The 25,078-nt window shown below is 67.9% G+C and carries 25 protein-coding genes; 14 read left to right on the top strand and 11 right to left on the bottom strand.

Going from position 1 to position 25,078, the window contains the following annotated elements:
- Positions 1 to 65: 65 nt before the first annotated feature.
- Positions 66 to 998 carry a hypothetical protein gene (locus tag ACQ858_RS02450; RefSeq protein ID WP_431275261.1) on the top strand — a complete coding sequence of 311 codons (933 nt, stop codon included), beginning with the start codon at positions 66 to 68 and terminating at the stop codon, positions 996 to 998.
- Here ACQ858_RS02450 and ACQ858_RS02445 read toward each other — a convergent pair.
- From ACQ858_RS02445 to ACQ858_RS02415, 7 genes are all read right to left on the bottom strand, one after another.
- On the bottom strand, positions 983 to 2,110 hold the full coding sequence (locus ACQ858_RS02445; protein WP_431276768.1) for an NAD-dependent epimerase/dehydratase family protein: 1,128 nt from the start codon (positions 2,108 to 2,110) through the stop codon (positions 983 to 985). The two genes, ACQ858_RS02450 and ACQ858_RS02445, sit on opposite strands and share 16 nt — an antisense overlap.
- Positions 2,111 to 2,112: 2 nt before the next feature.
- Positions 2,113 to 3,225 (bottom strand): Gfo/Idh/MocA family protein, encoded by a 1,113-nt coding sequence (locus ACQ858_RS02440; RefSeq protein ID WP_431275260.1) that lies wholly within the window; start codon positions 3,223 to 3,225, stop codon positions 2,113 to 2,115.
- Entirely contained in the window at positions 3,222 to 4,094 is an 873-nt protein-coding gene (locus tag ACQ858_RS02435) for a glycosyltransferase (RefSeq protein ID WP_431275259.1), read from the bottom strand. The genes ACQ858_RS02440 and ACQ858_RS02435 overlap by 4 nt, the downstream gene beginning before the upstream one ends.
- Complete coding sequence (locus tag ACQ858_RS02430) at positions 4,094 to 4,993, bottom strand: glycosyltransferase (RefSeq protein WP_431275258.1); 900 nt, start codon at positions 4,991 to 4,993, stop codon at positions 4,094 to 4,096. Before ACQ858_RS02430 ends, ACQ858_RS02435 begins: the two co-directional genes overlap by 1 nt.
- Positions 4,994 to 4,996: 3 nt before the next feature.
- Positions 4,997 to 6,232 carry an ABC transporter ATP-binding protein gene (locus ACQ858_RS02425; protein ID WP_431275257.1) on the bottom strand — a complete coding sequence of 412 codons (1,236 nt, stop codon included), beginning with the start codon at positions 6,230 to 6,232 and terminating at the stop codon, positions 4,997 to 4,999.
- Positions 6,222 to 7,061 (bottom strand): ABC transporter permease, encoded by an 840-nt coding sequence (locus ACQ858_RS02420; RefSeq protein WP_431275256.1) that lies wholly within the window; start codon positions 7,059 to 7,061, stop codon positions 6,222 to 6,224. Before ACQ858_RS02420 ends, ACQ858_RS02425 begins: the two co-directional genes overlap by 11 nt.
- Positions 7,062 to 7,416: 355 nt before the next feature.
- Entirely contained in the window at positions 7,417 to 7,749 is a 333-nt protein-coding gene (locus tag ACQ858_RS02415) for a DUF2917 domain-containing protein (RefSeq protein ID WP_431275255.1), read from the bottom strand.
- A gap of 142 nt (positions 7,750 to 7,891) precedes the next feature.
- Here ACQ858_RS02415 and ACQ858_RS02410 point away from each other — a divergent pair, with 142 nt between their 5' ends.
- Positions 7,892 to 8,875 carry a LysR substrate-binding domain-containing protein gene (locus ACQ858_RS02410; RefSeq protein WP_431275254.1) on the top strand — a complete coding sequence of 328 codons (984 nt, stop codon included), beginning with the start codon at positions 7,892 to 7,894 and terminating at the stop codon, positions 8,873 to 8,875.
- Positions 8,876 to 8,998: 123 nt separating this feature from the next.
- Here ACQ858_RS02410 and ACQ858_RS02405 read toward each other — a convergent pair whose 3' ends face one another.
- Positions 8,999 to 9,616, bottom strand: a complete 618-nt coding sequence (locus ACQ858_RS02405; RefSeq protein WP_431275253.1) for a 5-formyltetrahydrofolate cyclo-ligase — start codon at positions 9,614 to 9,616, stop codon at positions 8,999 to 9,001.
- Positions 9,617 to 9,625: 9 nt separating this feature from the next.
- On the opposite strand from ACQ858_RS02405, the gene ACQ858_RS02400 reads away from it, so the two are divergent.
- Both ACQ858_RS02400 and ACQ858_RS02395 read left to right on the top strand, forming a co-directional pair.
- Positions 9,626 to 11,644: a transglycosylase SLT domain-containing protein gene (locus ACQ858_RS02400; protein ID WP_431275252.1), complete on the top strand. Its 2,019-nt coding sequence runs from the start codon at positions 9,626 to 9,628 to the stop codon at positions 11,642 to 11,644.
- Positions 11,645 to 11,673: 29 nt separating this feature from the next.
- Positions 11,674 to 12,276, top strand: a complete 603-nt coding sequence (locus ACQ858_RS02395; RefSeq protein ID WP_431275251.1) for a mechanosensitive ion channel family protein — start codon at positions 11,674 to 11,676, stop codon at positions 12,274 to 12,276.
- Between the two features lie 110 nt (positions 12,277 to 12,386).
- Here ACQ858_RS02395 and ACQ858_RS02390 read toward each other — a convergent pair whose 3' ends face one another.
- Positions 12,387 to 12,710, bottom strand: a complete 324-nt coding sequence (locus ACQ858_RS02390) for a type II toxin-antitoxin system RelE/ParE family toxin (RefSeq protein WP_431275250.1) — start codon at positions 12,708 to 12,710, stop codon at positions 12,387 to 12,389.
- Complete coding sequence (locus ACQ858_RS02385; RefSeq protein WP_431275249.1) at positions 12,673 to 12,948, bottom strand: type II toxin-antitoxin system ParD family antitoxin; 276 nt, start codon at positions 12,946 to 12,948, stop codon at positions 12,673 to 12,675. The genes ACQ858_RS02390 and ACQ858_RS02385 overlap by 38 nt, the downstream gene beginning before the upstream one ends.
- 505 nt (positions 12,949 to 13,453) lie before the next feature.
- Between ACQ858_RS02385 and ACQ858_RS02380 the strand changes: the two genes are divergently transcribed.
- From ACQ858_RS02380 to otsA, 6 genes are all read left to right on the top strand, one after another.
- The gene (locus ACQ858_RS02380) at positions 13,454 to 13,744 is read left to right on the top strand and encodes a hypothetical protein (RefSeq protein WP_431275248.1); all 291 of its coding nucleotides are present in this window, start codon (positions 13,454 to 13,456) and stop codon (positions 13,742 to 13,744) included.
- A gap of 184 nt (positions 13,745 to 13,928) precedes the next feature.
- Positions 13,929 to 14,612 (top strand): glutathione S-transferase N-terminal domain-containing protein, encoded by a 684-nt coding sequence (locus tag ACQ858_RS02375; protein WP_431275247.1) that lies wholly within the window; start codon positions 13,929 to 13,931, stop codon positions 14,610 to 14,612.
- A 43-nt stretch (positions 14,613 to 14,655) separates the two neighbouring features.
- On the top strand, positions 14,656 to 15,930 hold the full coding sequence (locus tag ACQ858_RS02370; protein WP_431275246.1) for a multifunctional CCA addition/repair protein: 1,275 nt from the start codon (positions 14,656 to 14,658) through the stop codon (positions 15,928 to 15,930).
- 1 nt (position 15,931) lies between these two features.
- Entirely contained in the window at positions 15,932 to 16,747 is an 816-nt protein-coding gene (otsB, locus tag ACQ858_RS02365) for a trehalose-phosphatase (protein WP_431275245.1), read from the top strand.
- Positions 16,744 to 18,603 carry a glycoside hydrolase family 15 protein gene (locus tag ACQ858_RS02360; RefSeq protein WP_431275244.1) on the top strand — a complete coding sequence of 620 codons (1,860 nt, stop codon included), beginning with the start codon at positions 16,744 to 16,746 and terminating at the stop codon, positions 18,601 to 18,603. Before otsB ends, ACQ858_RS02360 begins: the two co-directional genes overlap by 4 nt.
- Complete coding sequence (gene otsA, locus ACQ858_RS02355) at positions 18,600 to 19,985, top strand: alpha,alpha-trehalose-phosphate synthase (UDP-forming) (protein WP_431275243.1); 1,386 nt, start codon at positions 18,600 to 18,602, stop codon at positions 19,983 to 19,985. Before ACQ858_RS02360 ends, otsA begins: the two co-directional genes overlap by 4 nt.
- A 15-nt stretch (positions 19,986 to 20,000) precedes the next feature.
- Here the strand turns inward: otsA and ACQ858_RS02350 are convergent, their stop codons facing one another.
- A complete protein-coding gene (locus tag ACQ858_RS02350; RefSeq protein WP_431275242.1) occupies positions 20,001 to 20,960 on the bottom strand; it encodes a LysR substrate-binding domain-containing protein in 960 nt (319 codons plus the stop codon).
- Positions 20,961 to 21,088: 128 nt separating this feature from the next.
- Between ACQ858_RS02350 and ACQ858_RS02345 the strand changes: the two genes are divergently transcribed.
- From ACQ858_RS02345 to ACQ858_RS02330, 4 genes are all read left to right on the top strand, one after another.
- Entirely contained in the window at positions 21,089 to 21,973 is an 885-nt protein-coding gene (locus ACQ858_RS02345) for a dioxygenase (protein ID WP_431275241.1), read from the top strand.
- Positions 21,974 to 22,111: 138 nt separating this feature from the next.
- Entirely contained in the window at positions 22,112 to 22,918 is an 807-nt protein-coding gene (locus ACQ858_RS02340) for a citryl-CoA lyase (RefSeq protein ID WP_431275240.1), read from the top strand.
- A complete protein-coding gene (locus ACQ858_RS02335; protein WP_431275239.1) occupies positions 22,915 to 24,081 on the top strand; it encodes a CaiB/BaiF CoA transferase family protein in 1,167 nt (388 codons plus the stop codon). Before ACQ858_RS02340 ends, ACQ858_RS02335 begins: the two co-directional genes overlap by 4 nt.
- Positions 24,078 to 25,049: a Bug family tripartite tricarboxylate transporter substrate binding protein gene (locus ACQ858_RS02330; RefSeq protein WP_431275238.1), complete on the top strand. Its 972-nt coding sequence runs from the start codon at positions 24,078 to 24,080 to the stop codon at positions 25,047 to 25,049. The genes ACQ858_RS02335 and ACQ858_RS02330 overlap by 4 nt, the downstream gene beginning before the upstream one ends.
- Positions 25,050 to 25,078 lie beyond the last annotated feature (29 nt).

The raw sequence follows: 25,078 nt of genomic DNA, 5'->3' as shown, positions 1-25,078 counted from the left end.
CCGAAAAGTACAACATTTGTTTACACTTGAGTGCATCCGCCTCGCGCCGATCGACCGAATTCAGAATGAACATCAGCCTCTGCACGCTCTTCGAAAAGAACTACCACTACGGTGTCGCCGCGCTCACCAATTCGCTCATCGCAGCGGGCTATCAGGGTGATCTGTGGGTCGGCTATCGCGGCGAGTTGCCGGCGTGGATCACCGGTGCACCCGCGTACGACGCGAGCTCCGGCCGCTTCGAGGTCGCCCCCGGGCTGCAGTTGCGCATGATGCGGCTCGACACGCCGGTGCACTTCACCTACTACAAACCCACCTTCGTGCGCGACCTGCTCGAGAAGCATGCGCCGGACGCGGCAGTGATGGCCTACATCGACCCCGACATCGTGATGAAGTGCGACTGGCCGTCGTTCTGCGGCTGGTTCACCGACGATGGGATCTCGCTGATCGAGGACGTCAACTGGTGCTTCCCGGCCCGGCACCCGAAGCGACTGCTCTGGAACCGCTTCTTCCAGCCGCATGGGGTGGTGCCGAAGCGCGCGCTCGAGCGCTACTACAACGCCGGCTTCATCGCGACTCCACGCGCGCACATGGACTTCCTCGACCTGTGGCGGCACCTGTGCGATCTCGTGCTCGCCCGCAACGCGGGCGCGGAAAAGCTCAAGATCGGCGGCGGCGCCGACCTGTTCCATTCGACGGACCAGGACGCGCTCAATTTCGCATTGACCGTTTACGAAGCCCCGCTGAACACCGCCGGCCCCGAAGCGATGGATTTCGCGCCAGGCGGCTACTATCTCTCGCATGCGATCGGCTCGGTCAAGCCGTGGCACGGCAAGCACATCCAGCAGGCGCTGCGCGGGCAACCGCCGCGGCCCGCGGCCAAGGCGTACTACCAGTTCGCGAATGCGCCGATCAAGGTGTGGGACGAGGGCGATCTCGCGCGGCGGCGGCTCGAATTGAAGATCGCCACCGCGATCGGCCGCATCTACCGCTCGGCCTGAAGCGGCCGGACCCGCTGCTTCACTTCTTCGCCGGGGGTTCGGTGACCCACAGGCCCGCAAGCCACCGCGCGCTGCGGTCCAGCCCTTCCCGCGGCACCGAGCGGTGGCGCGTAGCCAAGCACCTCGACCGCACGATCCATCGGCAGTCGCGTCGCGCAGGTGTGCAACTGGCTGATTTCGTAGTCCGCCGAAGGCGAAGGCGGCTGCGGCAGCACGAAGCCGCTCGCGCTCGGCGGCGCCGTATAGCGCTCCAGACCGGCCTTGACCGCATCCTTCAGCCGCCGGCTGAACATCGGAAGGATCATCCGCGACGCCGGCACCTGCTTGGCCCACGCCACGCGGTCGCGCAGCGAGCGCGCAGGAAGGCCCGCCGCGGGCACCTCGCGGAAGTCCGACATGTCGAAGCCCAGCGCCTGCACCAGCGGCTGATAGAACTCGCGCCAGGTCATGCAGGTGCTGTCCGCGACGTAGAAGGCGCCCTCGGTCGCACGCGCATGCGTGAGGCCCAGCTCGATCGCATGGATCAGGTTGTCGACGTAGATGTGGTTGCACAGCCCGTGTCCACCCTCGACCAGGAAGGCCTGCTTCGAATGCAGCGCGCGCGGCAGTCCGCCGAACCACTGGCAGCGCGGCCCGTAGACGATGCCCGGCCTCAGGATGCAAACCTCCACGCCCGAGGCCTCGCGCAGCACACGCTCGGCGCGCACCTTGGCGTTGTTGTAGTCGTTGGGCTGGTCGTCCTTGAGAGGCGTCGCGTCGTTGGTGCCGGCCGGCGGGTTCTGCCCGTGCACCGAGGCGCTGCTGAGATACACAAGGCGGCGTACGCCCGCGGTCTTGCACGCCTCCAGCGCGGCCTGCGCGGCGGCCACGATCTGCGCGGCATCGCCGACGATGGCATGCACCATCGCATCGCAGCCGCGAATGGCTTCGGCCAGCGAGGCGGCGTCGAAGATGTCGGCCTGCTTCCACGACGGCAGCGCGAAGCGCGCCATGCGGGCGAGGCTGTAGGGGCTGCGCACGATCGCGCGCACATCGTGCGTGCCGCCGAGCACCCACTTCTCCATCAGGCGGGTGCCGACGAATCCGGAACCTCCGAGCACTGCGACTTGCATGGTCACGCGGCCTCCACGAGCTGGCGGGCGCGGGCGAACTCTTCAGGATCGAAATAGGGCATGTCCATCAGTCGCTTGCGGGCGTACATGGTTTCGACGAGCGACAGCGCCGCCATCGCCGTGCCGCCGCTGACGCGGGGCTTGCGGTTCTCGCGGACCGCGTCCACCACGTCCTTCCACTGCGCGGTGAAGGCGCCGAGGTAGCCGTGGGCCGGGGTCGAATAGTCGGCGGTGCTGCCGTACTGCGTGCGGCTCGTGGCCAGTTGCGGGACGGGCACGCCGTCGATCTCGATCACGAGGTCGGTGGCCTGCCCGGTGCGCCAGGTGACGGTCGCGCGCTCGAACTCGACGCGATAGCGGTTGGCCAGCTCCACGTCCCAGCTCAGGCGGATGTCGGCCTCGGTCCCGCTCGGCCAGCGCAACTTCGCCGCACTGTTGATCTCCACGCCGCCCATCGCGTCGTCCGCATAGTCCACGACCTCGGGAATGCCGAGCCACGACACCAGTATTTCGAGCATGTGGATGCCGATGTCCAGCGTGACGCCGCCGCCGCCTTCCTGCCGCGTGAAGAAGCCCGCCGACGCGGCCGGCCAGCGGAACATGCCGCCCTCGTCGGCCACGATGCGACGCACCGCCCCGAACACGCCGGAGGCGATCAAGGTGCGGATGGTCTCGATGGCCGGGAAGAAGCGCCGGAAGTGACCGACCGCAAGCATGCGCCCGAGGCGATCCGCCTCGCTGCGCATGGTGCGCGCCTCGGTGGCGGTGGCGCAGATCGGCTTCTCGACGAGCAGGTTGTAGCCGCGTCCGAGCAGCGACACCGCGAGGTCCGCATGGCTGCGCGCCGGCGTGGCGATCAGCGCGATGTCGGCTTCGCATGCACGCTCGAGGTCGGTGTAGCACTTGGCCGAGGGGAAGAGGTGCCGGCAACGCGTGAGCCGCTCTTCGCTGCGGTCCACCAGGCCGACGACCTGGAGCCACCCCTGCCGCTCTGCCTCGCGCGCCGCCGGGCCCTGGTATTCCTCCACCACCGCGCCGCAGCCGATGACGAGGACCTTGAGCGGAGGCTCCGCCTTGCTTTCAATTGCGCTGTCGCTACTGATCTCGCTATTCATCTGTCGATCCGAAGAACCCGTCGTAGTTGCCAGCCCAGCAGGCCGGGATTGCGAAGCAGGATACCGGCCGCGCGCGACTTGCCGCCGGGCGAACGGATCAGGTCCCGCAGCAGCGGCCGCATCGACAGCGAGAAGCCGGCGATGCCGGCACGCTGCGCCTTTCGGCACGCACGGCAGTCCGCATGGGCGCGCGCATTGCGGTCGATGACCGTGCGCCCGGTGCGCCACATCACTTCCACGTTCTTGCTCATGCTGCCCGGCACGATGCGGTAGACGCTGCGCATGTCGCGCGCGAGTCCGAACTTGCCGCCGAGCGCGGCGATCCGCAGCCAAAGGTCCCAGTCCTCGCAGGAGCGCAGGCCGACATCGAAGAGGCCGACCTGCGAGAGCATCTCACGGCGCACGACGAAGGTGTTCGGGGGACCGATGTTGCCTCGCAGCAGGGTGTGCAGGGCGTCGCCGGCGAGGTCACGCCCGCCGAACTCGCCGATGACCGTTTCCCCGCCTTCGTCCACCACGTCGGCATAGCCGTGCACCACGTCGAGGTCCGGGGACTGGGCGAAGGCGCGCGCCGCCGCGGCGAGCATGCCGGGGCGCAGGTAGTCGTCCGAGTCGAGGAAGAGCAGATACCGGCCGCTCGAGCGCAGGATGCCGCGATTGCGCGCCGCGCACAGGCCCGCATTGGGCTGGCGGATCACGATCACGCCGTCATAGCGGCTCGCGACTTCGGAGGCGTTGTCGGGCGAGCCGTCGTCCACCACGACCACCTCGAGATCCACGTCACGCGCCTGCGCCAGCGCCGACTCGATCGCCTTCGGCAGCAGATGCGCCTGCTTGTAGCAGGGGATGATGACGCTGAACTCCGGCATCAATGCGAGCCTTGCCGCCGCCACAGGCTGGAAAAACCGTCGCGCAGCACCAGCGGCCAGAAGCGCACCGGCAGCCGCGCCACTTCGCGCAGCGCCTCGCCGATAGACGAACGCGCGCGCTGTCGCAGCATCGGCGCGAAGGCCATGTTGTAGACGTAGCGCGCGCCGCCCTGCAACGCATGGCGCGCGGTGACGCGGCGCGACTTCGGCGAGCCCACCGGCAGGCGCGACGCCATGCCGACCACCTGCCGGATCCCCCGCCACATGGCCTGCCCGTTCTTGCTCAGCGAGCCGCCGCGCAGGCGGTACACCGCGAGCGAATGGTCCATGCGGACCCACCTGTCGGTCGCCGCCGCGATGCGCAGCCAGAGGTCGAGGTCTTCCGCGTGATGAAGCCCGGGCCGGAACAGGCCGCTCTTCGCGAAGACCTCGCGCCGCACGATGATCCCGTTGGTCGGCACCGATTCGCCGCCGAGGATGCTCAGGAAGGCCGTGGGCTGCAGGCTGGGTGCGGCATGGCGGTCGACCGGACGGCCTTCGTCGTCGACCACCTGCATGCCGCAGACGAACACATCGGCGTCCGGATTCGCGGCCAGCGCCGCCTCGAACGCCGCGCGGTAGCCCGGCAGCAACAGATCGTCGCTGTCGAGGAACAGCACGAAATCCGCCCGGCTCTCGAGGATCGCGCGGTTGCGCGCCACCGAGGGGCCGGCATTGCGCTGGCGGATGACGCGCACGCCCTCACAGCGCTCGGCGTAGTCGGCCGAGCCATCGCTGGAGCCATCGTCCACCAGCAGCACCGGAACGCGGTTGTCCTCCCAGGCCGAGGCGAGGGTTTCCGACAGCGTCGCGGCGGAGTTGTACGAGGCCGTGAGGGCTTCCAGCGTCGAGGGCCCCATGGCTCACGCCTGTTGCGAAACGATGCTGTGGGCAGACAGGCGGCTGGCGAGCCTCAGCACGCCGTGGCGGCCTTCATAGGCGCGCGGTGCACCGGGCAGGGCAACGGGATGCACTTCGAGTTGCACGCACTCCGGCGCGGAAAACACTTCCTTGCCCGCCACGTCGTGCAGATAGAAATCGATGAAGTAGCGGCCCGGCATCAGGCTCATGCGCTCCAGCGCGAGCCGGAATGAGAAGCGCCCGTCGTAGCGCTGGAAATCCACCGATTCCTCCGGCCCCCAGACTTCGGAGAGGATGACGCCGTTGGCATCGTGCCAGCGGAAGAACGGGATGCACAGCGACGTCGGCTCCTGCGCGTCGAGCTCGATCTCGATCTCCAGCGGCTTCAGGAAATCGATGTCGCCAACGGCCGTCTGCGCGCCGTTGATCTGCAGGTCCACCAGTTGCAGCTTGGACGACTTGCCGCGCTGCGCCTGCACCGCGACCGGCGCACGTGTCGCGTATTCGGCCAGCACCTCGTCGACCGAGCCCTGGCGCAGCAGCTTGCCGTTCGCGAGCAGCAGGCCCTTGTTGCACAGCGCCTTCACCGCGGCGATGTTGTGGCTCACGAAGAGCACCGTCTTGCCTTCCTGGCTGCTGACGTCCTTCATCTTGCCCAGGCACTTCTGCTGGAACTGCGTGTCGCCGACCGCGAGCACCTCGTCGACGATCAGGATCTCGGGATTCAGGTGCGCGGCCACCGCGAACGCGAGGCGCACGTACATGCCGCTCGAATAGCGCTTGACCGGCGTGTCGAGAAAGCGCTCGACCTCGGCGAAATCGACGATGGCGTCGAACTGCCGGTCGATGTCGCGCTCGCGCATGCCGAGGATCGAGCCGTTCAGGTAGATGTTCTCGCGCCCGGTGAGCTCGGGATGGAAGCCTGTCCCCACCTCCAGCAGCGAACCGACCTTGCCATACAGGCGAACTTCGCCCGCCGTGGGCTCGGTGATGCGGCTCAGCACCTTCAGGAGCGTGCTTTTGCCCGCGCCGTTGCGGCCGACGACGCCGACCACGTCCCCCTTCTTCACGTCGAACGACACGTCGTCGAGCGCCTTGAAGGTTTCGTACTCCTGACGGCTGAAGACGCTCTTGAGCGCCGCGAAGGCGGCCTCGGTGACCCGGCTGTGCTGGGCCATGTGCGCGATGCGGTATTCCTTGCTGAGTCCGCGGACGGAAAGGGCCAGATCAGATGACATCGGCAAATCTCCGCTCCGCGCGTTGGAACATCAACGCGCCCACCAGGAACAGCACCACGGAGGCCACCGCGCTCCAGACGACCGAGCCCCAGTTCATCATCGGCGTGCCGAGCACGGCCCACCGGAAGGATTCGAGGATGCCCACCATCGGGTTGATCGCGGCGACCCACTGCGCCGCCTGAGGAATACTCGATGCGGCGTAGGCCACCGGACTCGCCCACAGCAGGAACTGGCTGAACACCGGAATGACGTAGCGCACGTCGCGATAGCTCACGTTGAGCGCCGCGGTCCAGAAACCGAGCCCGAGCGCCAGCAGGATCGCCATGAGCATCGAGACCGGCAGGAAGAGCAGCGCGAAAGTCGGCGGAATGCGGTAGATCGCGAGCAGCACCGCCATGACGGCCGCGCCGACGGCGAAGTCCAGCAGCACGCCGCGCACCGTCGACAGCGGCAGCACGATGCGCGGGAAGTAGATCTTGCTGACCAGCCCCGAATTGCCGACCAGCGAATCACCGGCCTTCTGGAAGATCTGGATGAAGGTGTTCCAGATCAGCAGGCCGGCAAAACCGAAGACGAAGTACGGAACACGCGCGTCGCCGGTCGGCAGCTTGGCCACCGCACCGAAAACGAAGGCGAACAGCCCCGCGCCGATGAGCGGCTGCAGCACCACCCAGAGCACGCCGACCGCCGTCTGCCTGTAACGCAGCCGCACGTCGCGCAGCGCGAGGATGCGCAGGAGGTCGCGGTACTCCAGCACATCCCGCCAGGGGAAGAAGGCCGCACGACGCTGCGGCCTGATGACAAGGTGAGGTTCACCTGCATTCGACATTGACGAAAGACCCTCCGAGCCTGAGAGCACCGAGGAGTCCATGCGAGACGAGCCTCAGAGACATTAGTTGCACGATGATACACATCAAAATTAAATCTTAACTACTACCATTTGGCCAACTGTGCGAAACGCCACGGTGCTATGCCTCTTGCAGTATCTGCCGAAGGCAGTGTTGACTGAAACTGAAGCGCGCGCGCCGTCCATGCGTGCGCTGCACGCAACGTTCGTTCCATGAGGGGGAGGGCCGCGCGGGCCTGCGCGGGCCATCTATGAAGGTGAGCGCACGCTGGCGCAGCGCGATGCTTCATCGCGCTGCGCTACGGCTTCGATATCTCCGGCCGATGGCCGGACGCGCTCAAGCCGCGCGGGCGGTCGGCTGGACGGCGTCCCAGCTGTAGGTGGCGCCGCGGCTGTCCCACGGCTCCATCACGATGCGTTGGCCCGCCGCCACGATCAACGATTCGCCGGGTGCGAGCACCAGGTCTTCGCTGCCCCGGTGGGCGGTGGCATCACAGGTGACCCACACCCGGCCCTGCCGGATGCGCAGCACGCTCGCACTGGAGGCTTTCAGGCTCATCGCGTGTCCGGCCTCGAGCTGCCATGCACCGCGACGCACGGCCGGCGGCACGGCGGCCGAACGGGCCGATGCAACGGACGGAAGCGTGTGGGTCGTGGCGGCGACGGACATGATGATCTCCTGGGTAGTGAGCACGCGAATGGCGCGCTTCGGGAATGAATGATCGGCTCGCCACCGTTGGCAGTCCAATGAAAACGCGCTAGCCTACTGATTCCGATTCCGCATCAATCAACGTCCCGCCGAAACCACCCCGATGCTGCATTCCCAGACCCATCTGCGTTCCCGGCCGATCTCCGCCGGCCATCTCCGCGCCTTCGAAGCCGTCGCCCGTCACCTGAACTTCCGCGCCGCCGCCGAGGAAATGGCGCTGACCCAGTCCGCCGTCAGCCGGCAGATCCAGTCGCTGGAAGACGAGGTGGGCGTGGGCCTGTTCCTGCGCCACACGCGGGCAGTGGAGCTCACCAGCGCCGGGGCGCAGTTGCTGCTGGCGGTGCAGCAGTCGCTGCCGCGCATCGACGGCGCGGTGCGGCAGATCCGGCAGAACGCGGGCCGCAAGAGCGTCTCGCTCACCACCTTCGCGTCCTTCGCCTCGATGTGGCTGATTCCTCGGCTGGAGGCGTTTCAACGCGACAACCCGGAGATCGACATCCGCATCGACGCGAGTGACCTTGCGCTCGACATGGAAGTCGCCGACGTCGACCTCGCGCTGCGCTACGGCCCGGGCGAGAACATGCCTGCGGGCTCGGTGCGCCTCTTCGGGGAGACGATCACGCCGGTGGCGAGCCCCTGGCTGATCAAGACCAACCCGCCGATCAAGAGCCCGGCGGACATCGCCCGCTTCACCCTGATCGAGGCAGGCGATGCGCACCGCACGCACCTCGAATGGCTGACCTGGCGCCGGTGGTTCGAGGTCAACCACATGGCGCGGGCGCAGCCGCGGCGCTGGCTCTATTTCAACTACGCCTACCAGATGGTGCAGGCCGCGCTGACGGGCCAGGGCGTGGTGCTGGCCCGCAGCTCGCTGATCGCCGAAAGCCTCGCCAACGGCGATCTGGTGGAGGTGCTGCCGCACCACCGCATGGATTCACCCATGGCCTACTGGCTCATCATCGGCCCGCGCAGCGCGTCGAGGCCCGAGATCCAGGCCTTCTGCGAATGGCTCCAGGGCCAGGCCGCGATCACGCGGGAGACGATCGGCGAAGTGCCCGACCCCGACACCTTGGACCAACTGGATTGACCTGAGGCCCGCGCAGCGTGGCCCGTTCGCGAAACACCGCGGAACCGGCTCCGCCGGGCCGATGGTGTTGCCCCCCGGCAGGGGGTGTCAGAGCCACACGAAGTGGGCGAGGCTGGGGGCGAGCTAACCTACAGGCCAGACGACGCCGTTGTCGTTCAGGATGGCGTCCAGCGGCACGTCATGGGCCTCAGGCTCGAACTCCTCGAGGAATCCATTCGTGAATCCGAGCCCCACCGTGAACGGCTTCGGCTCCAACGCCGCCAGCGTCCGGTCATAAAAGCCGCCCCCGTACCCCAGGCGATACCCGCCCGCGCTGTAGCCGAGGCACGGCACGAAGAGCAGCGTTGGCACGATCAGCTCGGTGTCCTTCGGCTTCGGGATGTCGTAGGCGTCGTTCTCCATCGGGCAGCCCGGATACCACGCATGAAAAGTCAGCGTCTTGTGCACCCGGTCGACCACCGGCAGGCCGATGCGGCGCCGCTGCGGCTCGCCCTGCAGCTCGCCGTCCTCTTTCCAGCGGTGCAGCGCCGGGAGCGGATCGAACTCGCCCTTGATCGGCCAGTACGCGCCGATCACCGTGTCCGGCCGTCCGACGAGCCAGATGCGCATCACACGCTGGAGCAGGTCGGCGCGCGCGAGCCGGTCCGGCATCGCAAGACGCTGTTCCACCAGTGCATTACGCAACTGAGTTTTGAGAAAGTTGGCAGTTGCCGAGGTGTCGGCACCGTTTGACTTGTCCATAATCCCCCGATGCAATTCGCGAGCATTTTGGCATCGGTGCGCCGCCGGCCCCGCGCAGCCCTTTCCACCCTGGTCTTTTCTTTCCTCGCCGCGGCCTGTGCGACCCAGTCCGCCAGTGCGCAAAACACCAACGACGACGTTCTCCTGCAGATGAAGCAGGCGGCGCAGCGCGGCGACAAGGCACGCCTTTCCGCGCTGCTGCCGCAGGCGCGCGGCCATGTGCTCGAACCCTGGGCCGCCTATTGGGAACTCAAGGCGCGGCTGCCGGACGCGAGCCAGGACGACGTCCAGGCCTTTCTCGCGCAATACGCCGGCACCTACCAGGAAGACCGCCTGCGCAACGACTGGCTGCTCCTGGCCGGCCAGCGCCGCGACTGGAACGGCTTCACCAGCCTGCATCCCGCCTTCCGCATGAACGACGATGCGCAGGTCCGCTGCTACGCGGTGCTGATCGAGACGCTGCAGTCCGGCACCGCGACGCAGGGCCAGGCAGACGAGGTGCGCCGCAACTGGTTCGGCCAGCGCGATCTCGACGACGGCTGCCTCACCGCCGCCGATCGCATGATCGGCGCGCGCCAGATGTCGCCCAACGACGCATGGAAGAAGGCACGCCTCTCCATCGAGGCGAACCGCCCGCAGGCGGCGCGCGCTGCCGTGATCATCGTGGCGCCCGAGGCGATCCCGCTGTTCGACGAAATGAACGCCAATGTCGGGAAGTTCCTGGCAAGCCGCGCGGTGGTCGCCGCCAAGTCGCGCCGGGAGATCGTGGTGCTCGCGCTGATCAAGCTGGCGATCGCCGATCCCGAAACGGCCGCCTCGCAGCTCGACAGCAAATGGGGGCCGATGCTCTCCGCCGAGGAACGCAACTGGCTCTGGGGCACCATCGGGCGGCAGGCGGCGACCAAGCTCTCGCCGGCGGCGAACAGCTATTTCGCCAACGTCACGAAGAACAGCGACCTCTCCGACGAGATGCTCGCGTGGAAGGCGCGCGCCGCGCTGCGCACCGGCGACTGGAAGATCGTGCAGGCCGCGATCGACGCGATGAGCGACACCCAGCGGCAGGACCCGACCTGGATCTACTGGAAGGCCCGCGCGCTGGCCGACCGCGGCGGCGACGAGCGCCGCGCACAGGCCCGCGCGCTGTACGAAAGCATCGCCGGCACGCGCGGCTTCTACGAGCTCCTGGCGCTCGAGGAACTCGGCCAGCGCGCCGCCGTGCCTGCGCGCCCCGCGCCGCTCACGGCCGATGAGAAGAAGGCCGCGCGCAACAACCCGGCGCTCAATCGCGCGCTCTATGCGATCTCGATCGGCCTGCGTCCCGAAGGCACGCGCGAGTGGAACTACGCCACCAACCTGCACGACCGCGGCGGCATGGGCGACCGCGAGCTGCTCGCCGCCGCCGACCTCGCCTGCCAGCGCGAGGTGTGGGACCGCTGCATCAACACCAGCGAGCGCACCAAGGGCACGATCGACGTGGACCAGCGCTTCCCGATGCCCTTCCGCGACATGGTGGTGCGCAAGAGCCAGGAGATCGGCCTCGACCCCGCCTACGTCTACGGCCTGATCCGCCAGGAAAGCCGTTTCGTCATGGACGCGCGCTCGGGCGTCGGCGCCTCGGGCCTGATGCAGGTCATGCCGGCCACCGCGCGCTGGACCGCCAAGAAGATCGGCCTTTCGGATTTCACGCCGGGCCAGATCACCGACCGCGAAACCAACATCACCATCGGCACCAACTACCTCAAGCTCGCGCTCGACGACTTCGACGGCTCCATGCCGCTCGCCGCCGCCGCATACAACGCGGGCCCCGGCCGCCCGCGCAACTGGCGCAACGGGCCGATCATGGAAGCGGCCATCTGGGCCGAGAACGTGCCCTTCAACGAGACGCGCGACTACGTGAAGAAGGTGCTCGCGAACACCACCAACTACGCGGCCCTGATCACCGGGCGACCGCAATCGATCAAGGACAAGCTCGGCCGCGTCGGCCCGCGCGACGCGGCCGAGCCCGAAACGAACAAGGATCTGCCCTGAACCGGCCCCTGCAGAGCCTGCGCGCCCAGTTGCCGAACTGGACGATCGAATGGCTCGAGATCATCGTCCCGACGGCGGAGGTGGCGCTCATCATGCTGGGTGCCTGGCTGCTGTACCGCATCGTCCGGCGGCTGGTCGAGCGCGTGGCCAGGAGCTACACGCTGCCCTCCAACGTGGCCACGGTCACCCGCCGCACGGCCGGCTTCCTGATCTACGGGGGCGCCGTCCTGTGGTCACTGGAGCGGCTGGGCGCCTCGGGCGAGGTACTCTGGACCGCCTTCACCGGCTTCGCCACCGTCGGCGCGGTGGCATTCTTTGCCGCCTGGAGCGTGCTGTCGAACATGTTCTGCGCGCTCCTGATCTTCACCACGCGCATGTTCTGGCCGGGCGACACGGTCGAAGTGCTCGAAAACGGCGAGAAGCCCGGCCTCAAGGGCCGCGTGCTGGACATCAACCTCGTCTTCACCACACTGGAAGAGACCGGCGACGCGCAGCAAGGCACGACGCTGAAGATTCCCAACAGCATGTTCTTCCAGCGCGCCGTACGACGCTGGCACGGCAGCGCGCCGCCGCTGCCGGCAACGCTGGCGCCCACGACCCGCTCGGATCCCTCTGGCATTCAAGGGCATTAGTCCGCTGATTCAGATGACCACCGTTTCGGCTGGCCATTCCGCTGCCTGAATGGCCAGCCGTAATCCGGGGCGGCGCCGTGCGCTGTGTGTCGCCGGCCTCGAGGACATCGTCAGACCGAAAAATCGTCAGGATCGATGTCGCGCCGGCCATGCAGCACACGCTCAACCCTCACGACATCGCCGAGCACCCGGAAGAAGAGGATGTATCGCGCGTGCGTGCACATGCGCAATCCGGAGGCCAGGTCTTCACGCGCCAGATAGGCGCTGGGCATCCGCGCGATCTTCCCTACCTGATCGATCAGTTCTCCAATGAAACTCTCGGCTCGACGGGGATTGTCCTGAGCGATGTAGTCGCCGATCTCGATCAGATCCGCCTCGGCCAGGGGCGAAAATTCACTATGCACTTGGTGGCTTGCCGGTGGCAGCCCACTCACGATAGCGAGACCTCAACTTCCCATCGACCTCGGCGAGCGGCCGACCTGGACCACTTTCGATGCCAGCCTGAATGTCGGCGCGCAGGGCCTCCAATTTCGCCTGCTGGTAGGCCGTTCGCTCTTCGAGCAAGCGCAGGCCGTCGCGAATGACTTCACTCGCGCTTTGATAGCGCCCAGAGTCAATCTGCTGACGCACGAAGCCCTCGAAGTGGTTTCCTAGGACGTAGCTGGATGGCATGAGGTTCAGGCTATCAAAAATTGCTAGTCCATGCAATCAGAACAGTCGGGCCGGAAACAGACGAAGCGGGCGTCGCTCAAGCCGTCTTTCGTATGTACACCGGCCTTGACTGAAGTCCCCCCGACATCAAACCGGGTCGGCCTGGGCGGCATGGAGCGCCACCAAGGCTTGTGCGCGTCGTGCCTCGCGGGGTAAGGGCGAATCGCAGCCGCCCGTACGCGATGACTGCCGCAGCAACCCCTGGATATACTCCATCCGATCACGCCAACAAGGGCGTGATCGGGATTGGCGTCCCAAGTAACCCGCTGCGACGCAAGCCGCAGCAACCCGCAGAGGTTCTGCGGCTTCGTCGTTCGTGCCTCCATTTTGGCGGCTTGAACGGGGAGCCGCGAGGCTCGCCGGTTCGCGCAAGCGGGTTCCCGGTACGCCAACCCGTTCGAGCCGCCGCCCCCAATTGGCGTTGGGTGCGGTGGTTGGCAAAACTGAACCCGCAGGGAGCCCATCCATGGCTAAGTCCAATCGCGCATCCGCGCCGTCGCTGCAAAAGGCATCGTCATCCGCCTTGCAGCTTGACGACGATTTCTGCAATCTCAAGCAAGCGCTTCGTGCTGTCGCCTGTCTCGAAGGCCTGCTCTCACCAGTCCATCGGGCGATGCATTACGAGGAGTTCAGCTTCGAGCCAAGCGATCTGCGTGCGCTGGTCGCGTTGATAAACGCCGAACTGGTCCGCTGCACCGAGCCGGTTGACGCGTCCATCCGTTCGTTGCGCAAGGCTCTCAAGCACAAGGTGCACTGAGCGGGCTCCACAGAACTCGCGCGTGACTTGAATCGGGTCAGGCGTAGAGAGCGGCTTCGGCCATGCCCCGGCGACGGCGACCGGACCGCCCGCTGAGCATCAATTCCCGCCCTGTTCCGCATCAATCGCCGGCTTGCCTGCCGCTAGCATGGAACGCTTTGCAGCACCGCACCGGAGAATCGCGATGACCCAGCTCTACATCGGCAACAAGAACTACTCGTCCTGGTCCATGCGGCCGTGGGTGCTCATGAAGCAGGCCGGCATCGCCTTCGAGGAAGTCATGGTCCGCTTCGATTCCATGGGCGCCGATTCGAAGTTCAAGCACACGATCCTCCCGCTCAACCCGACCGGCACCGTGCCCGTGCTGAAGGACGGCGACATCGTCGTCTACGACACGCTCGCGATCTGCGAATACCTCGCCGAAACCCATCCCGACAGGAAGCTCTGGCCCGCCGACCGCGCCCGCCGCGCGCAGGCGCGCAGCGCGTGCGCCGAGATGCACGCCGGATTCGGATCGCTGCGCAGCCACTGCACGATGAACATCGAGGCCGACCTGCGCCAGCAGGGCCAGTTGATCCTGCGCGACCAGGCCGGCGTGCGCGCCGATCTCGAGCGCATCGTCCGCCTCTGGGGCGGCCTGCTCGAAGCGCACGGCGGCCCGATGCTGTTCGGCGAGTTCAGCATCGCCGATGCCTACTACGCGCCGGTCTGCACGCGCATCCGGACCTTCGGCCTGCCGGTGCCCGCGCCGATCTCGGCGTACATCGACCGCGTCCTCGCGCTGCCGGGTGTGAAGGCATGGATCGACGAGGCGCTGGCCGAAAAGGAGTTCGTCCTCATCGACGAGCCCTACCGCCTGACGCGCTGACCCACCCGGGCGCCCGGGCGCATCGCCGCCCTACACTCGCCCGATGCAAACTTATCTCGTCGGCGGCGCGATCCGCGATGCGCTGCTGGGCCGGCCCGGCAGCGATCACGACTGGGTCGTCGTCGGCGCGACGCCCGAGCAGATGATTGCGCTCGGCTACCTGCCGGTGGGCCGCGACTTCCCGGTCTTCCTGCATCCCGAGACGCGCGAGGAATACGCGCTCGCGCGCACCGAGCGCAAGAGCGCGCCGGGCTATCGCGGCTTCGTCGTGCATGCAGCGCCCGACGTGACGCTCGAACAGGACCTCGCGCGCCGCGACCTCACCATCAACGCGATCGCCTTGCCCGAGGACCGGATCGGCACCTCCGACCGGCTCGATGTCGATCCCGCCGACCTCGTCGACCCCTTCCACGGCCAGCGCGATCTGCGCGAGAGGCGCCTGCGCCACGTGACCGACGCCTTCCGCGAAGACCCGGTGCGCATCCTGCGCGTGGCGCGCTTCGCCGCGCGCTTCGACGACTTCACCGTCGCGCCCGAGACCCTGGTGCTCATGCGCGAAATGGTCGAAGCCGGCGAGGTCGATGCGCTGGTGCCCGAGCGCGTCTGGCAGGAGCTCGCGCGCGGCCTGATGGAAGCCAGGCCTTCGCGCATGTTCGAGCTGTTGCGCGAGTGCGGCGCGCTCGCGGTGCTGCTGCCCGAGGTGGATCGGCTCTGGGGCGTTCCGCAGCCCGGGGCGCATCACCCCGAGATCGACACCGGCGTGCACCTGATGATGGTGCTCGACATGGCCGCGCACATGAAGACATCGCTCCCCGTGCGCTTCGCGTGCCTGGTGCACGACCTCGGCAAGGGCACCACGCCCGCCGACGTGCTTCCGCGCCACCACGGCCACGAACAGCGCAGCGCAAAGTTGCTGCGCGATGTGTGCGACCGCTGGCGCGTGCCGGTCGATATCCGCGAGCTCGCGGACGTGGTGGCGCGCGAACACGGCAACATCCATCGCAGCGGCAACCTCAACGCGGCGGCCGTGGTGCGCCTGCTGGAGCGCTGCGACGCCTTCCGCAAGCCCCAGCGCTTCGACGAGATCCTGCAGGCCTGCGAATGCGATGCGCGGGGCCGGCTCGGTCTCGAAGACCAGCCCTACGCGCCGCGCCAGCGCCTGCTCGCCGCGCTGGGCGCCGCGCAATCGGTGGTGACCGAGCCCATCGCGCGTGCGGCGCGCGATGCCGGCGCGTCGGGCCCGAAGATCGGCGAGGCGATCGCCCGCGCCCGCGTGGCCGCCGTCGAGGCGGCGCTTCAACCCTCCTTGCGAAGTTGAATTGACGGCTTTGGCCGACGCGCTGCGCAGCGCGAGTCTGCTATGGTTTTTCTTCCATGCAGCAGCCCCCCGACTCACCCGCGACGCGGCGCTCTTCCTCGACTTCGACGGCACGCTGGTCGAGCTTGCAGAAACGCCCGAGGCCGTGCAGGTGCCGGCCGCCATGATCCCGCTCCTGAGTGACCTCGCCGACCTGCTCGGCGGTGCGCTCGCGGTGGTCTCGGGCCGGCAGATCGACGTCATCGACCGCTTTCTCGCGCCCCTGCGGCTCCCGGCCGCCGGCGAGCACGGCGTGCAGCGCCGCGATGCCGATGGCGAGATGCAGGAGCGGCGCCCGCCCGATCTCCTGTTCGTGCTCGACGCCGCCAATGACCTCGCGCGCGTGCACGAAGGCCTGCTGGTCGAGCGCAAGCACGCCGCCATCGCGCTGCACTACCGCCTCGCGCCGCAACTCGAGGCGGTGTGCCGCGACGCGATGCAGCGCGTGATCGAAGGCCAGCCGCAGCTCGAGCTCATGCACGGCAAGTTCGTCTTCGAGGTCAAGCCCGCCGGCATCAACAAGGGCATCGCGATCGATGCCTTCCTGCAGGAGCCGCCTTTCGCGGGCCGCGTGCCCGTGTTCGCAGGCGACGACACCACCGACGAAAGCGGCTTCGCGATCGTGCAGCCGCGCGGCGGGGTCGGCATCAAGGTCGGCTCCGGCCCCAGCTTGGCGCTGCACCGGCTCGATTCGCCGCGCGCGGTCTTCGAATGGCTCGTGGCGGCGCGCGATCTGCTTGCTGCGCCCGCAACAACAACCCCGAGGAGGCCGACATGACAACCCTTCAAAAAGACAACGAAACCATCGATGGCCGCGCCGAGGCCGCCGCGCGCACCGGATTCGGCCCGCCGGCCACGCCGTCGCTCAACCTCGGCGTGATCGGCAACTGCGCCTACAGCGCACTCATCGATTCGCGCGGCCGCGTGGTGTGGTGCTGCCTTCCGCGCTTCGACGGCGACCCGGTGTTCAACGCGCTGCTGCATCCGGATGAGGACGCCAGCGCGTGGGCCATCGAGCTCGAGGACTTCGCCTCGTCGAAGCAGTGGTACGAGCCGAACACCGCGGTGCTGCACACGCAGCTCTTCGATACCGCCGGCCAGTGCGTCGAGATCACCGACTTCGCGCCGCGCTTCAGCAGCCGCTCGCGCTATTTCAGGCCGCTCACGCTCGTGCGGCGCGTGAAGCCGATCGTCGGTACGCCGCGCATTCGCGTCACACTCGCACCCCGCTTCCAGTGGGGCGCCACGGCGCCGACCATCACGCGCGGCAGCAACCACATCCGCTATGTGGGGCCGGACTTCGCGCTGCGCCTGAGCACCGATGCATCGGTGTCGCACATCCTTTCGCGCCAGCCCTTCGTGCTCTCGGGCGAACACAACTTCGTGCTCGGCGCGGACGAGACGCTGACCGACGGCATCGCGGACACCGCGCGCCACTTCGAGCAGGAAACCATCGCCTACTGGCGCACCTGGAGCAAGCGGCTCGCAATCCCCTTCGAGTACCAGGAGGCGGTGATCCGCGCGGCCATCACGCTGAAGCTGTCGCTCTACGAAGACACCGGCGCGATCGTCGCGGCGATGACCACCAGCATCCCCGAAGCGCCGGGCAGCCAGCGCAACTGGGACTACCGCTACTGCTGGCTGCGCGACGCCTTCTTCGTGGTGCGTGCGCTCAACAGCCTCTCGGAAGTGGGCACGATGGAGGACTACCTGCGCTGGCTCTCCAATGTGGTGATCGGCTCGCGCGGCGAGCACATCCAGCCGCTCTACGGCATCGGGCTGGAGCGCGAGCTGCCCGAATCCTTCGTCGACGGCCTGCTCGGCTATCGCGGCATGGGCCCGGTGCGCGTGGGCAACCAGGCGCAGGAGCACTTCCAGCACGACGTGTACGGCAACATCGTGCTCGGCGCAGCACAGGCCTTTCACGACCACCGCCTGCTCAACCGGGGCGGCCTGGCCGAGTTCCCGTACCTCGAGGCGGTCGGCGAGCAGGCCATCCGGGTCTACGGCACGCCCGATGCGGGCATGTGGGAACTGCGCACGCGCGCGCGCGTGCACACCAGTTCGGCGCTGATGAGCTGGGCCGCCTGCGACCGGCTCGCGAAGATCGCGCGCGCGCTTGGCCTGCCCGAACGCGCGGCCTACTGGCACGGCCATTCGTCGCGGATGCGCGAGGAGATCCTCACCAAGTCCTGGTGCGAGGAACGGCAGGCTTTCGCCGAGAGCTTCGGCGGCCATGAACTCGACGCGAGCATCCTTCTCATGGTCGAGGTCGGACTCATCGAGGCGCGCGACCCACGCTTCATCTCCACCGTCGACGCGATGGAGAAGACCCTCTGCGACGGCCCCTACATGCGCCGTTACGAAGCGGCCGACGACTTCGGCAAGCCCGAGACCGCCTTCAACATCTGCACCTTCTGGCGCATCGATGCGCTCGCGAAGATCGGCCGGAAGGCGCAGGCGCGGCAGATCTTCGAGACCATGCTCGCCGCGCGCAATCCGCTCGGCCTGCTGTCGGAGGACACGCACCCGGTCACCGGCGAGATGTGGGGCAACTTCCCGCAGACCTATTCGATGGTCGGGATCATCAATGCGGCGGTTCGACTCTCTGCGCCTTGGGACTCTTGCATATGAGTCGATTGGTGGTGATCTCCAATCGCGTGGCCGACCCCCGCAAGCCTGCGGCCGGCGGACTGGCCGTGGCACTAGGAGAAAGCCTCCAGCAAAGCGGCGGCCTGTGGTTCGGCTGGAGCGGCACGATCGTCGAGGAAGGCCCCACCGGCGAAGGCGAGATGCACCGGCAGCAGGCCGGCAAGGTCACGCTCGCGACGATCGACCTGAGTCGCGAAGACCATGACAGCTACTACCTCGGCTACAGCAACGACGTGCTCTGGCCGGTCTTCCATGGACGTCTCGACCTCGCGCATTTCGAGGCGGCCTTCATCACCGGCTACCGCCGCGTCAACCAGCTCTTCGCGCGCAAGCTGCTGCCGCTGCTGAAGCACGACGACATCATCTGGGTGCACGACTACCACCTGATCCCGCTCGCGGCCGAGCTGCGAGCAATGGGGTGCAGGCAGCGCATCGGCTTCTTCCTCCACATCCCGATGCCGCCGCAGGTCATCCTGGCAGCCGTGCCGCAGCACGAGTGGCTGATGCGGTCACTGTTCGCGTACGACCTCGTCGGCTTCCAGTCCCGGCAGGACGTGCGGCATTTCGAGGACTACGTGCACCACGAGGCCCGCGGCGAGGACCTCGGCGACCATCGCTACCGCGCCTTCGGCCAGACGGTGCGCTGCGACGCCTTCCCGATCGGCATCGACGTCGACGAATTCGCCGCGCTCACGCACGCCAAGGAATCGCGCGACATGTACGAGACCATGAAGCGCGAGTATTCGACGCGGCGATTGCTGCTCGGCATCGACCGGCTCGACTACTCCAAGGGCATTCCGCAGCGGGTGCGCGCGTTCCGCGAGCTGCTGGCCAACTACCCCGAGAACCGCCGCAGCGCGACGCTGATCCAGATCGCCTCGCCCACGCGCGAGACCGTCGATGCCTATGCCGACATCCGCCGCGAACTCGAGTCGCTGTGCGGAGCGATCAACGGCGACTACGGCGAGCTCGACTGGATGCCGGTGCGCTACATCCACCGCATGGTCGCGCGCAAGCGCGTGCCGGGCCTGTGCCGCGCAGCGGCGGTCGGTCTGGTGACGCCGCTGCGCGACGGCATGAACCTCGTCGCCAAGGAATACATCGCCGCCCAGGACCCGGCCGACCCGGGCGTGCTCGTGCTCTCGCGCTTCGCGGGCGCGGCCGAGCAGCTGAAGGAAGCGCTGCTGGTGAACCCCTACGACACGCACGGCACCGCGGAGATCATGCAGCAGGCGCTGCAGATGCCGCTGGAAGAACGGCGCGAGCGCCACCAGAAGCTGCTCGCGCGCATCCGCGAGCAGGATGTGCACTGGTGGCGCAACGGGTTTCTCGATGCGCTGCGCGCGGCGGAGAGCGTTCGATAAGTCGCCGTGGCGTACTCAGCGCGCGCGCTCGCCCACCCGCCGCCCCGCCCGCTTCTCGTTCACCCGCACGCCCACCTTCTCCCGCCGCAGGCTGTTCCCCAGCGCCGTCTTGCGCAGGATCACCGCGAAGGACTGGATGAACACCGGCTTGGTTTCGCCGAGCCGCCAGAGGATGCCCGGCGTGCGCGTCGGCGTCGGACTTTCGAGCGGGATCACGGCGAGCCCCGACATGCCCTCGGGCACCGCGTTGATCGCGACGATGGCGCCGATCTGCGTGCGCGCGACCAGCCCGAGCATCGGCGCGACGGTCGACATTTCCGCCACCACCGTCGGCTCGGCGCCGCAGGCGCTGAAGCACTCGTCGATCATCGTGCGCGTGGAGAACGACTTCCCCAGCAGCACGAGGTCCTGCCGGTGCAGCTCCACCATGCGGATGCGCTTGCGGCCCGCGAGCGGATGAGTGTTCGACACGACGAGCACCATCTCCTCGTTGTAGAGCGGTTCGAACCACAGGTCCGTCGGGTCCTCGGGCCGGTAGGCGATGCCCAGGTCGAGCTCGCCCGCGCGCAGGCGCGAGCAGATCACCTCGGCCGAGAGCTCCTCCACGCTGATGCGCACCGTGGGATGCCGCGCGAGGAAGAGCGCTACGCATTCCGGAATCAGCCCCATGTTGAAGGTGTGCGTGGCACCGATGCGCACTTGCCCCGTGAGGTTGCCCGCATCGGGCTTGAGCAGCGCCACGCCCTGATCGACCTCGCGCAATGCGCGTGACGCAAACCCGCGCAGCAACTCGCCCGCCTCGGTGGTCACCACCTTCTTGCCGATGCGCTCGAAGAGCGGCTGGCCGAGCTCCTCCTCGAGCTGGCGGATCTGGTGCGAGAGCGTCGACTGGGTGACGTGCACCCGCTCCGCCGCCCGCGTGAAGCTCAGGCAGTCGGCCAGTGCGACGAAGTAGCGCAGATGCCTCATCTCCATGGAAACCCCCACGAATGATCGATGCCATCGATGATATCGATGGAAATTCATCATTTGTCGGGCGCGGGTCGCCGCCCTATCGTCCCGGCCATCGGCGCTCGATGACGCCGGGACAGGAGACAAACACCATGTCGGAATACAACCAGGACGGCATCACGCGCGACGTGCTCGATGCCTTTGCCAAGACCCCCGACCCCCGCCTGCGCGAGCTGATGACGGCGCTGGTCAAGCACCTGCACGCCTTCGCGCGCGAAGTCGATCTCAAGCCCGAGGAGTGGCTCGCGGGGCTGAACTTCCTCAATGCCACGGGACAGATCTCGACCGACAAGCGGCCCGAGTTCATTCTTCTGTCGGACACGCTGGGCCTCTCGATGATGGTGGTCGCGCTGGCGCAGGCCCGGGCCAGCCAGGCCAAGGGTGCGACCGAGGCGACCGAGGCCACCGTCGAAGGCCCGTTCTACTGGCCCGGTGCGCCCGACGTGCCGCTGGGCGGCGACATCGCGAACGGCGCGAGGGGCGAGCCCACCTTCTACATGGGGCGCGTGACCGACTGCGACGGCCAGCCGCTCGCGGGCGCGCTGCTCGACGTCTGGTCCGGCGACGGGCACGGCAAGTACGACGTGCAGCTCAGCAGCGAGCCGTCGATGCAGGCGCGCGGGCGCTTGCGCACCGACGCGCAGGGCCGCTACTGGTTCTGGTCGATCCGCCCCAACTACTACCCGATCCCGGACGACGGCCCGGTCGGCGACATGATGCGCGCCACCGACCGCAGCATCTACCGCCCGGGCCATCTGCATCTGCAGGTCTCCGCGCCGGGCTACGTGACGCTGACCACGCAGGTCTTCGTCGGCGGCAGCCCCTACATCGACGCCGACGCGGTCTTCGGCAAGCGCGACAGCCTGGTCGTCGACTTCGAGACCCATCCGCCGGGCAAGGCGGTGGACGGCCGCGAGATGGGCGTGCCCTATCACTCCGCGAGCTTCGACGTGCGGCTCGCGCCCGCGACAGCTTGATGCACCCACCCCTCATCCATTTCAAACCAAGCCTTATGAAACTGAAGCAACTCACCCCAGGGCACCCGCGGAACCGGCTTCGCCGGGCCGCCGGGTGCGCCCCCTCGAGGGGAGCGCCGAAGGCGCATGGGGGTGCCTATGAAGATCGGAAAAGCGACCGTGCCGCGCACGGCGATCAGCACGTCGGACGCGCACACCATCGTCATCCGCGGGCAGGACCTGTCGAAGGACCTGATCGGCAAGATCTCCTTCGTCGACCACTTCTTCTTCCTGCTGACCGGCCAGCGCCCCACGCCTGCCCAGTCCGAGGTGCTGAACGCCACGCTGGTCGCGATCGCGGACCACGGGCTGGTGCCGAGCGTGCAGGCCGCGCGCATGACCTTCGCCGCGGCGCCCGATGCGCTGCAGGGCGCGGTGGCGGCGGGCATCCTCGGCTGCGGGTCGGTGATCCTCGGCGCATCGGAAACCGCAGGCCGCATGTACAGCGAGATCGACGCACTCGCGAACACCGGCAAGCCGCTCTCGGTCGCAGCGCTCGACGTGATGAAGGCGTGGCGCGCGGCGGGGCGCTCGATCCCGGGCTACGGCCATCCGCTGCACAAGGAACGCGATGCGCGGGTCGACGCGCTGTTCGCCGTTTCGAAGTCGGCGGGAACCGATCAACGCTTCGTCGAGATCGCCAGCGCGGCCGAGGCCGTGATGCCCGAGGTGCTCGGCAAGCCGCTCAAGCTCAACGTCTCGGGCGCGATCCCGGCGGTGCTTCTGGGTGCGGGCTTTCCGGTGGAAGCGCTCCGGGGCGTGCCGATCCTCGCGCGCACCGCCGGGTTGATCGCGCAGCTGTACGAGGAGATCCGGCAGCCGATCGGCTTCGCGCTGTCCTACCAGGCCACGCGCGAGATGCAGTACGACGGGGCACTGCCGCCTGGTTTCGGGACGCACGAATGATCCCTGTGCTTCAAGGCCTCAAGGTCGTCGAGCAAGGCACCTTCATCACGGGGCCGGCGGCCGGCATGCTGCTCGGCGATCTCGGCGCGGATGTGATCAAGGTGGAACAGCCCAAGACGGGCGACCCGTTCCGCGCCTTCAAGGATGGCCTCTACAGCCCGCACTTCCAGACCTACAACCGCAACAAGCGCAGCATCACGCTCGACACCCGGAGCGCCGACGACCGCGCGGTGTTCGACGCGCTGATCGCCGATGCCGACGTCTACATCCAGAACTTCCGCCCCGGCGTGGCCGAAAAACTCGGCGTCGGCGCGGACCGGCTGCGCAAGCTCAACCCGAAGCTCATCTACTGCTCGATCAGCGGCTTCGGCCCGACCGGCCCGGCGGCCGACCGGCCGGCTTACGACACCGTCGCACAGGCCGCGAGCGGCTTTCTCAACCTGCTGATCAACCCCGAGAATCCGCGCGTGGTCGGCCCCGCGATCGCCGATTCGCTCACCGGCTTCTATGCCGCCTATGGCGTGCTCGGCGCACTGTTCGAGCGCAGCCGCACCGGTCTGGGCCGCCTGGTCGAGGTGTCGATGCTGGAGGCGATGGCGCACTTCAATCTCGATGCCTTCACGCATTACTTCCAGGTCGACGAGGTGATGGGGCCCTACAGCCGGCCGAGCGTTTCGCAGTCGTATGTGCTGCGCTGCGCGGACGGCAAGTGGATCGCGCTGCACATGTCCTCGCCCGAGAAGTTCTGGCGCGGGCTGGCAACCGCCATCGAGCAGCCGGACATCTTCGAGGACCCGCGCTTCGCCACGCGCGAGGCGCGCATCGCGAACCAGGAGACACTGATCGAACTGCTCGGCGAGCGCTTCCGCAAACAGCCGCGCGACGAATGGTGCCGCCGCCTGCAGCGCGAGGACGTCCCGAACGCGCCGATGTACGACACCAGCGAGGCGCTCGAAGACCCGCAGGCGAAGCACCTCCAGCTCATGACCTCGGCCGAGCATCCGGTGATGGGGCTTTTCCGCACGGTGCGTTCGCCGGTGAGCTTCGACGGTCAGCGCGCGCTCGATGTGCGGCCGCCGCCGGTGCTCGGCGAGCACAACGAAGAGATCCGCGCCGCATTGCAGGGGCGAGTGAAGCCCCGCCAGCAAGGAGGCGCCGCATGAACCCGCACGACACACGACGCCGGTTCATCGCCGCACTGATCGGCGGTGCACTGATCGCCGGCATCGCGCACGCACAGGACCGCCCGCCGATCCGCATGGTCGTGCCCTTCGGCGCCGGCACCACGACCGACACCGTCGGCCGCGTCGTCGCCGAGGCGCTCGGCAAGAACCTGCAGCAGCCGGTGATCGTCGACAACCGCGCGGGCGCGGGCGGCTCGACCGGAACCGACCTCGTCGCCAAGGCCGCGCCCGACGGCCGCACGCTGGTCATGGGCACGGTCGGCACGCATGCGATCAACGCGGCGCTCTACACCCGTCTGCCCTACGACCCGGTGCGCGACTTCGCGCCCGTCGCCTTCATCGGCTACACGCCGACCCTGCTGGTCGTGGCCGCGGATTCGCCGATCAGGTCGCTGCACGATCTCGCACAGGCTGCCGCGAAGCCGGCCGGCATCACTTTCGCCTCGGCCGGCAACGGCACCTCGGGCCACCTCGCGGGCGAGCTGCTCGCGCAGCGGCTCGGCGGCAAGATGATCCACGTCCCCTACAAGGAAGGCGCGGTCGCGCTCACCAGCGTGATGGCCTCGCAGGTGGACTTCATGTTCTATCACCCGGCCGCGGTGCTGCCGCAGATCAAGGCCGGCAAGCTGCGCGCGCTCGGCGCGAGCGGCGCGGTCCGCAGCGCCGCCGCGAGCGACGTGCCCACGCTGATGGAGCAGGGTGTCGCCGATTTCGATCTGGTCGCGTGGTTCATGCTGTATGCGCCCGCCGCAACGCCCGCGGCCACGCTCGCGCAACTGCGCACCGGCGCGAGCGCCGCGCTGGCCCGACCCGAGGTGATGGCACGCCTGCGCGACCAGGGCATCGAATCGCGCGACCTGCGCGCCGACGAGATGCTGCCCTTCAACAAGACCGAGCTCGGCAAGTGGGCCGAGCTGGTCAAGCGCTCCGGCGCGCAGGTCGACTGATTCCGATAGAAGAAACCACAGGAGACAAG

Source organism: Variovorax ureilyticus, from assembly GCF_050632185.1.
In the GTDB taxonomy this organism is placed as follows: domain Bacteria; phylum Pseudomonadota; class Gammaproteobacteria; order Burkholderiales; family Burkholderiaceae_C; genus Variovorax; species Variovorax ureilyticus_A.
The sequence above is the reverse complement of the archived record's forward strand: the minus strand, read 5'-3'. Positions and strand labels throughout refer to the sequence as shown.

Bases quoted from the DNA above. Each gene is read 5' to 3' on its own strand.
- ACQ858_RS02450 (WP_431275261.1), top strand. From the start codon at position 66: ATGAACATCAGCCTCTGCACGCTCTTCGAAAAGAACTACCACTACGGT.
- ACQ858_RS02445 (WP_431276768.1), bottom strand. From the start codon at position 2,110: ATGCAAGTCGCAGTGCTCGGAGGTTCCGGATTCGTCGGCACCCGCCTG.
- ACQ858_RS02440 (WP_431275260.1), bottom strand. From the start codon at position 3,225: ATGAATAGCGAGATCAGTAGCGACAGCGCAATTGAAAGCAAGGCGGAG.
- ACQ858_RS02435 (WP_431275259.1), bottom strand. From the start codon at position 4,094: ATGCCGGAGTTCAGCGTCATCATCCCCTGCTACAAGCAGGCGCATCTG.
- ACQ858_RS02430 (WP_431275258.1), bottom strand. From the start codon at position 4,993: ATGGGGCCCTCGACGCTGGAAGCCCTCACGGCCTCGTACAACTCCGCC.
- ACQ858_RS02425 (WP_431275257.1), bottom strand. From the start codon at position 6,232: ATGTCATCTGATCTGGCCCTTTCCGTCCGCGGACTCAGCAAGGAATAC.
- ACQ858_RS02420 (WP_431275256.1), bottom strand. From the start codon at position 7,061: ATGTCGAATGCAGGTGAACCTCACCTTGTCATCAGGCCGCAGCGTCGT.
- ACQ858_RS02415 (WP_431275255.1), bottom strand. From the start codon at position 7,749: ATGTCCGTCGCCGCCACGACCCACACGCTTCCGTCCGTTGCATCGGCC.
- ACQ858_RS02410 (WP_431275254.1), top strand. From the start codon at position 7,892: ATGCTGCATTCCCAGACCCATCTGCGTTCCCGGCCGATCTCCGCCGGC.
- ACQ858_RS02405 (WP_431275253.1), bottom strand. From the start codon at position 9,616: ATGGACAAGTCAAACGGTGCCGACACCTCGGCAACTGCCAACTTTCTC.
- ACQ858_RS02400 (WP_431275252.1), top strand. From the start codon at position 9,626: ATGCAATTCGCGAGCATTTTGGCATCGGTGCGCCGCCGGCCCCGCGCA.
- ACQ858_RS02385 (WP_431275249.1), bottom strand. From the start codon at position 12,948: ATGCCATCCAGCTACGTCCTAGGAAACCACTTCGAGGGCTTCGTGCGT.
- ACQ858_RS02380 (WP_431275248.1), top strand. From the start codon at position 13,454: ATGGCTAAGTCCAATCGCGCATCCGCGCCGTCGCTGCAAAAGGCATCG.
- ACQ858_RS02375 (WP_431275247.1), top strand. From the start codon at position 13,929: ATGACCCAGCTCTACATCGGCAACAAGAACTACTCGTCCTGGTCCATG.
- ACQ858_RS02370 (WP_431275246.1), top strand. From the start codon at position 14,656: ATGCAAACTTATCTCGTCGGCGGCGCGATCCGCGATGCGCTGCTGGGC.
- ACQ858_RS02360 (WP_431275244.1), top strand. From the start codon at position 16,744: ATGACAACCCTTCAAAAAGACAACGAAACCATCGATGGCCGCGCCGAG.
- otsA (WP_431275243.1), top strand. From the start codon at position 18,600: ATGAGTCGATTGGTGGTGATCTCCAATCGCGTGGCCGACCCCCGCAAG.
- ACQ858_RS02350 (WP_431275242.1), bottom strand. From the start codon at position 20,960: ATGGAGATGAGGCATCTGCGCTACTTCGTCGCACTGGCCGACTGCCTG.
- ACQ858_RS02345 (WP_431275241.1), top strand. From the start codon at position 21,089: ATGTCGGAATACAACCAGGACGGCATCACGCGCGACGTGCTCGATGCC.
- ACQ858_RS02340 (WP_431275240.1), top strand. From the start codon at position 22,112: ATGAAGATCGGAAAAGCGACCGTGCCGCGCACGGCGATCAGCACGTCG.
- ACQ858_RS02335 (WP_431275239.1), top strand. From the start codon at position 22,915: ATGATCCCTGTGCTTCAAGGCCTCAAGGTCGTCGAGCAAGGCACCTTC.
- ACQ858_RS02330 (WP_431275238.1), top strand. From the start codon at position 24,078: ATGAACCCGCACGACACACGACGCCGGTTCATCGCCGCACTGATCGGC.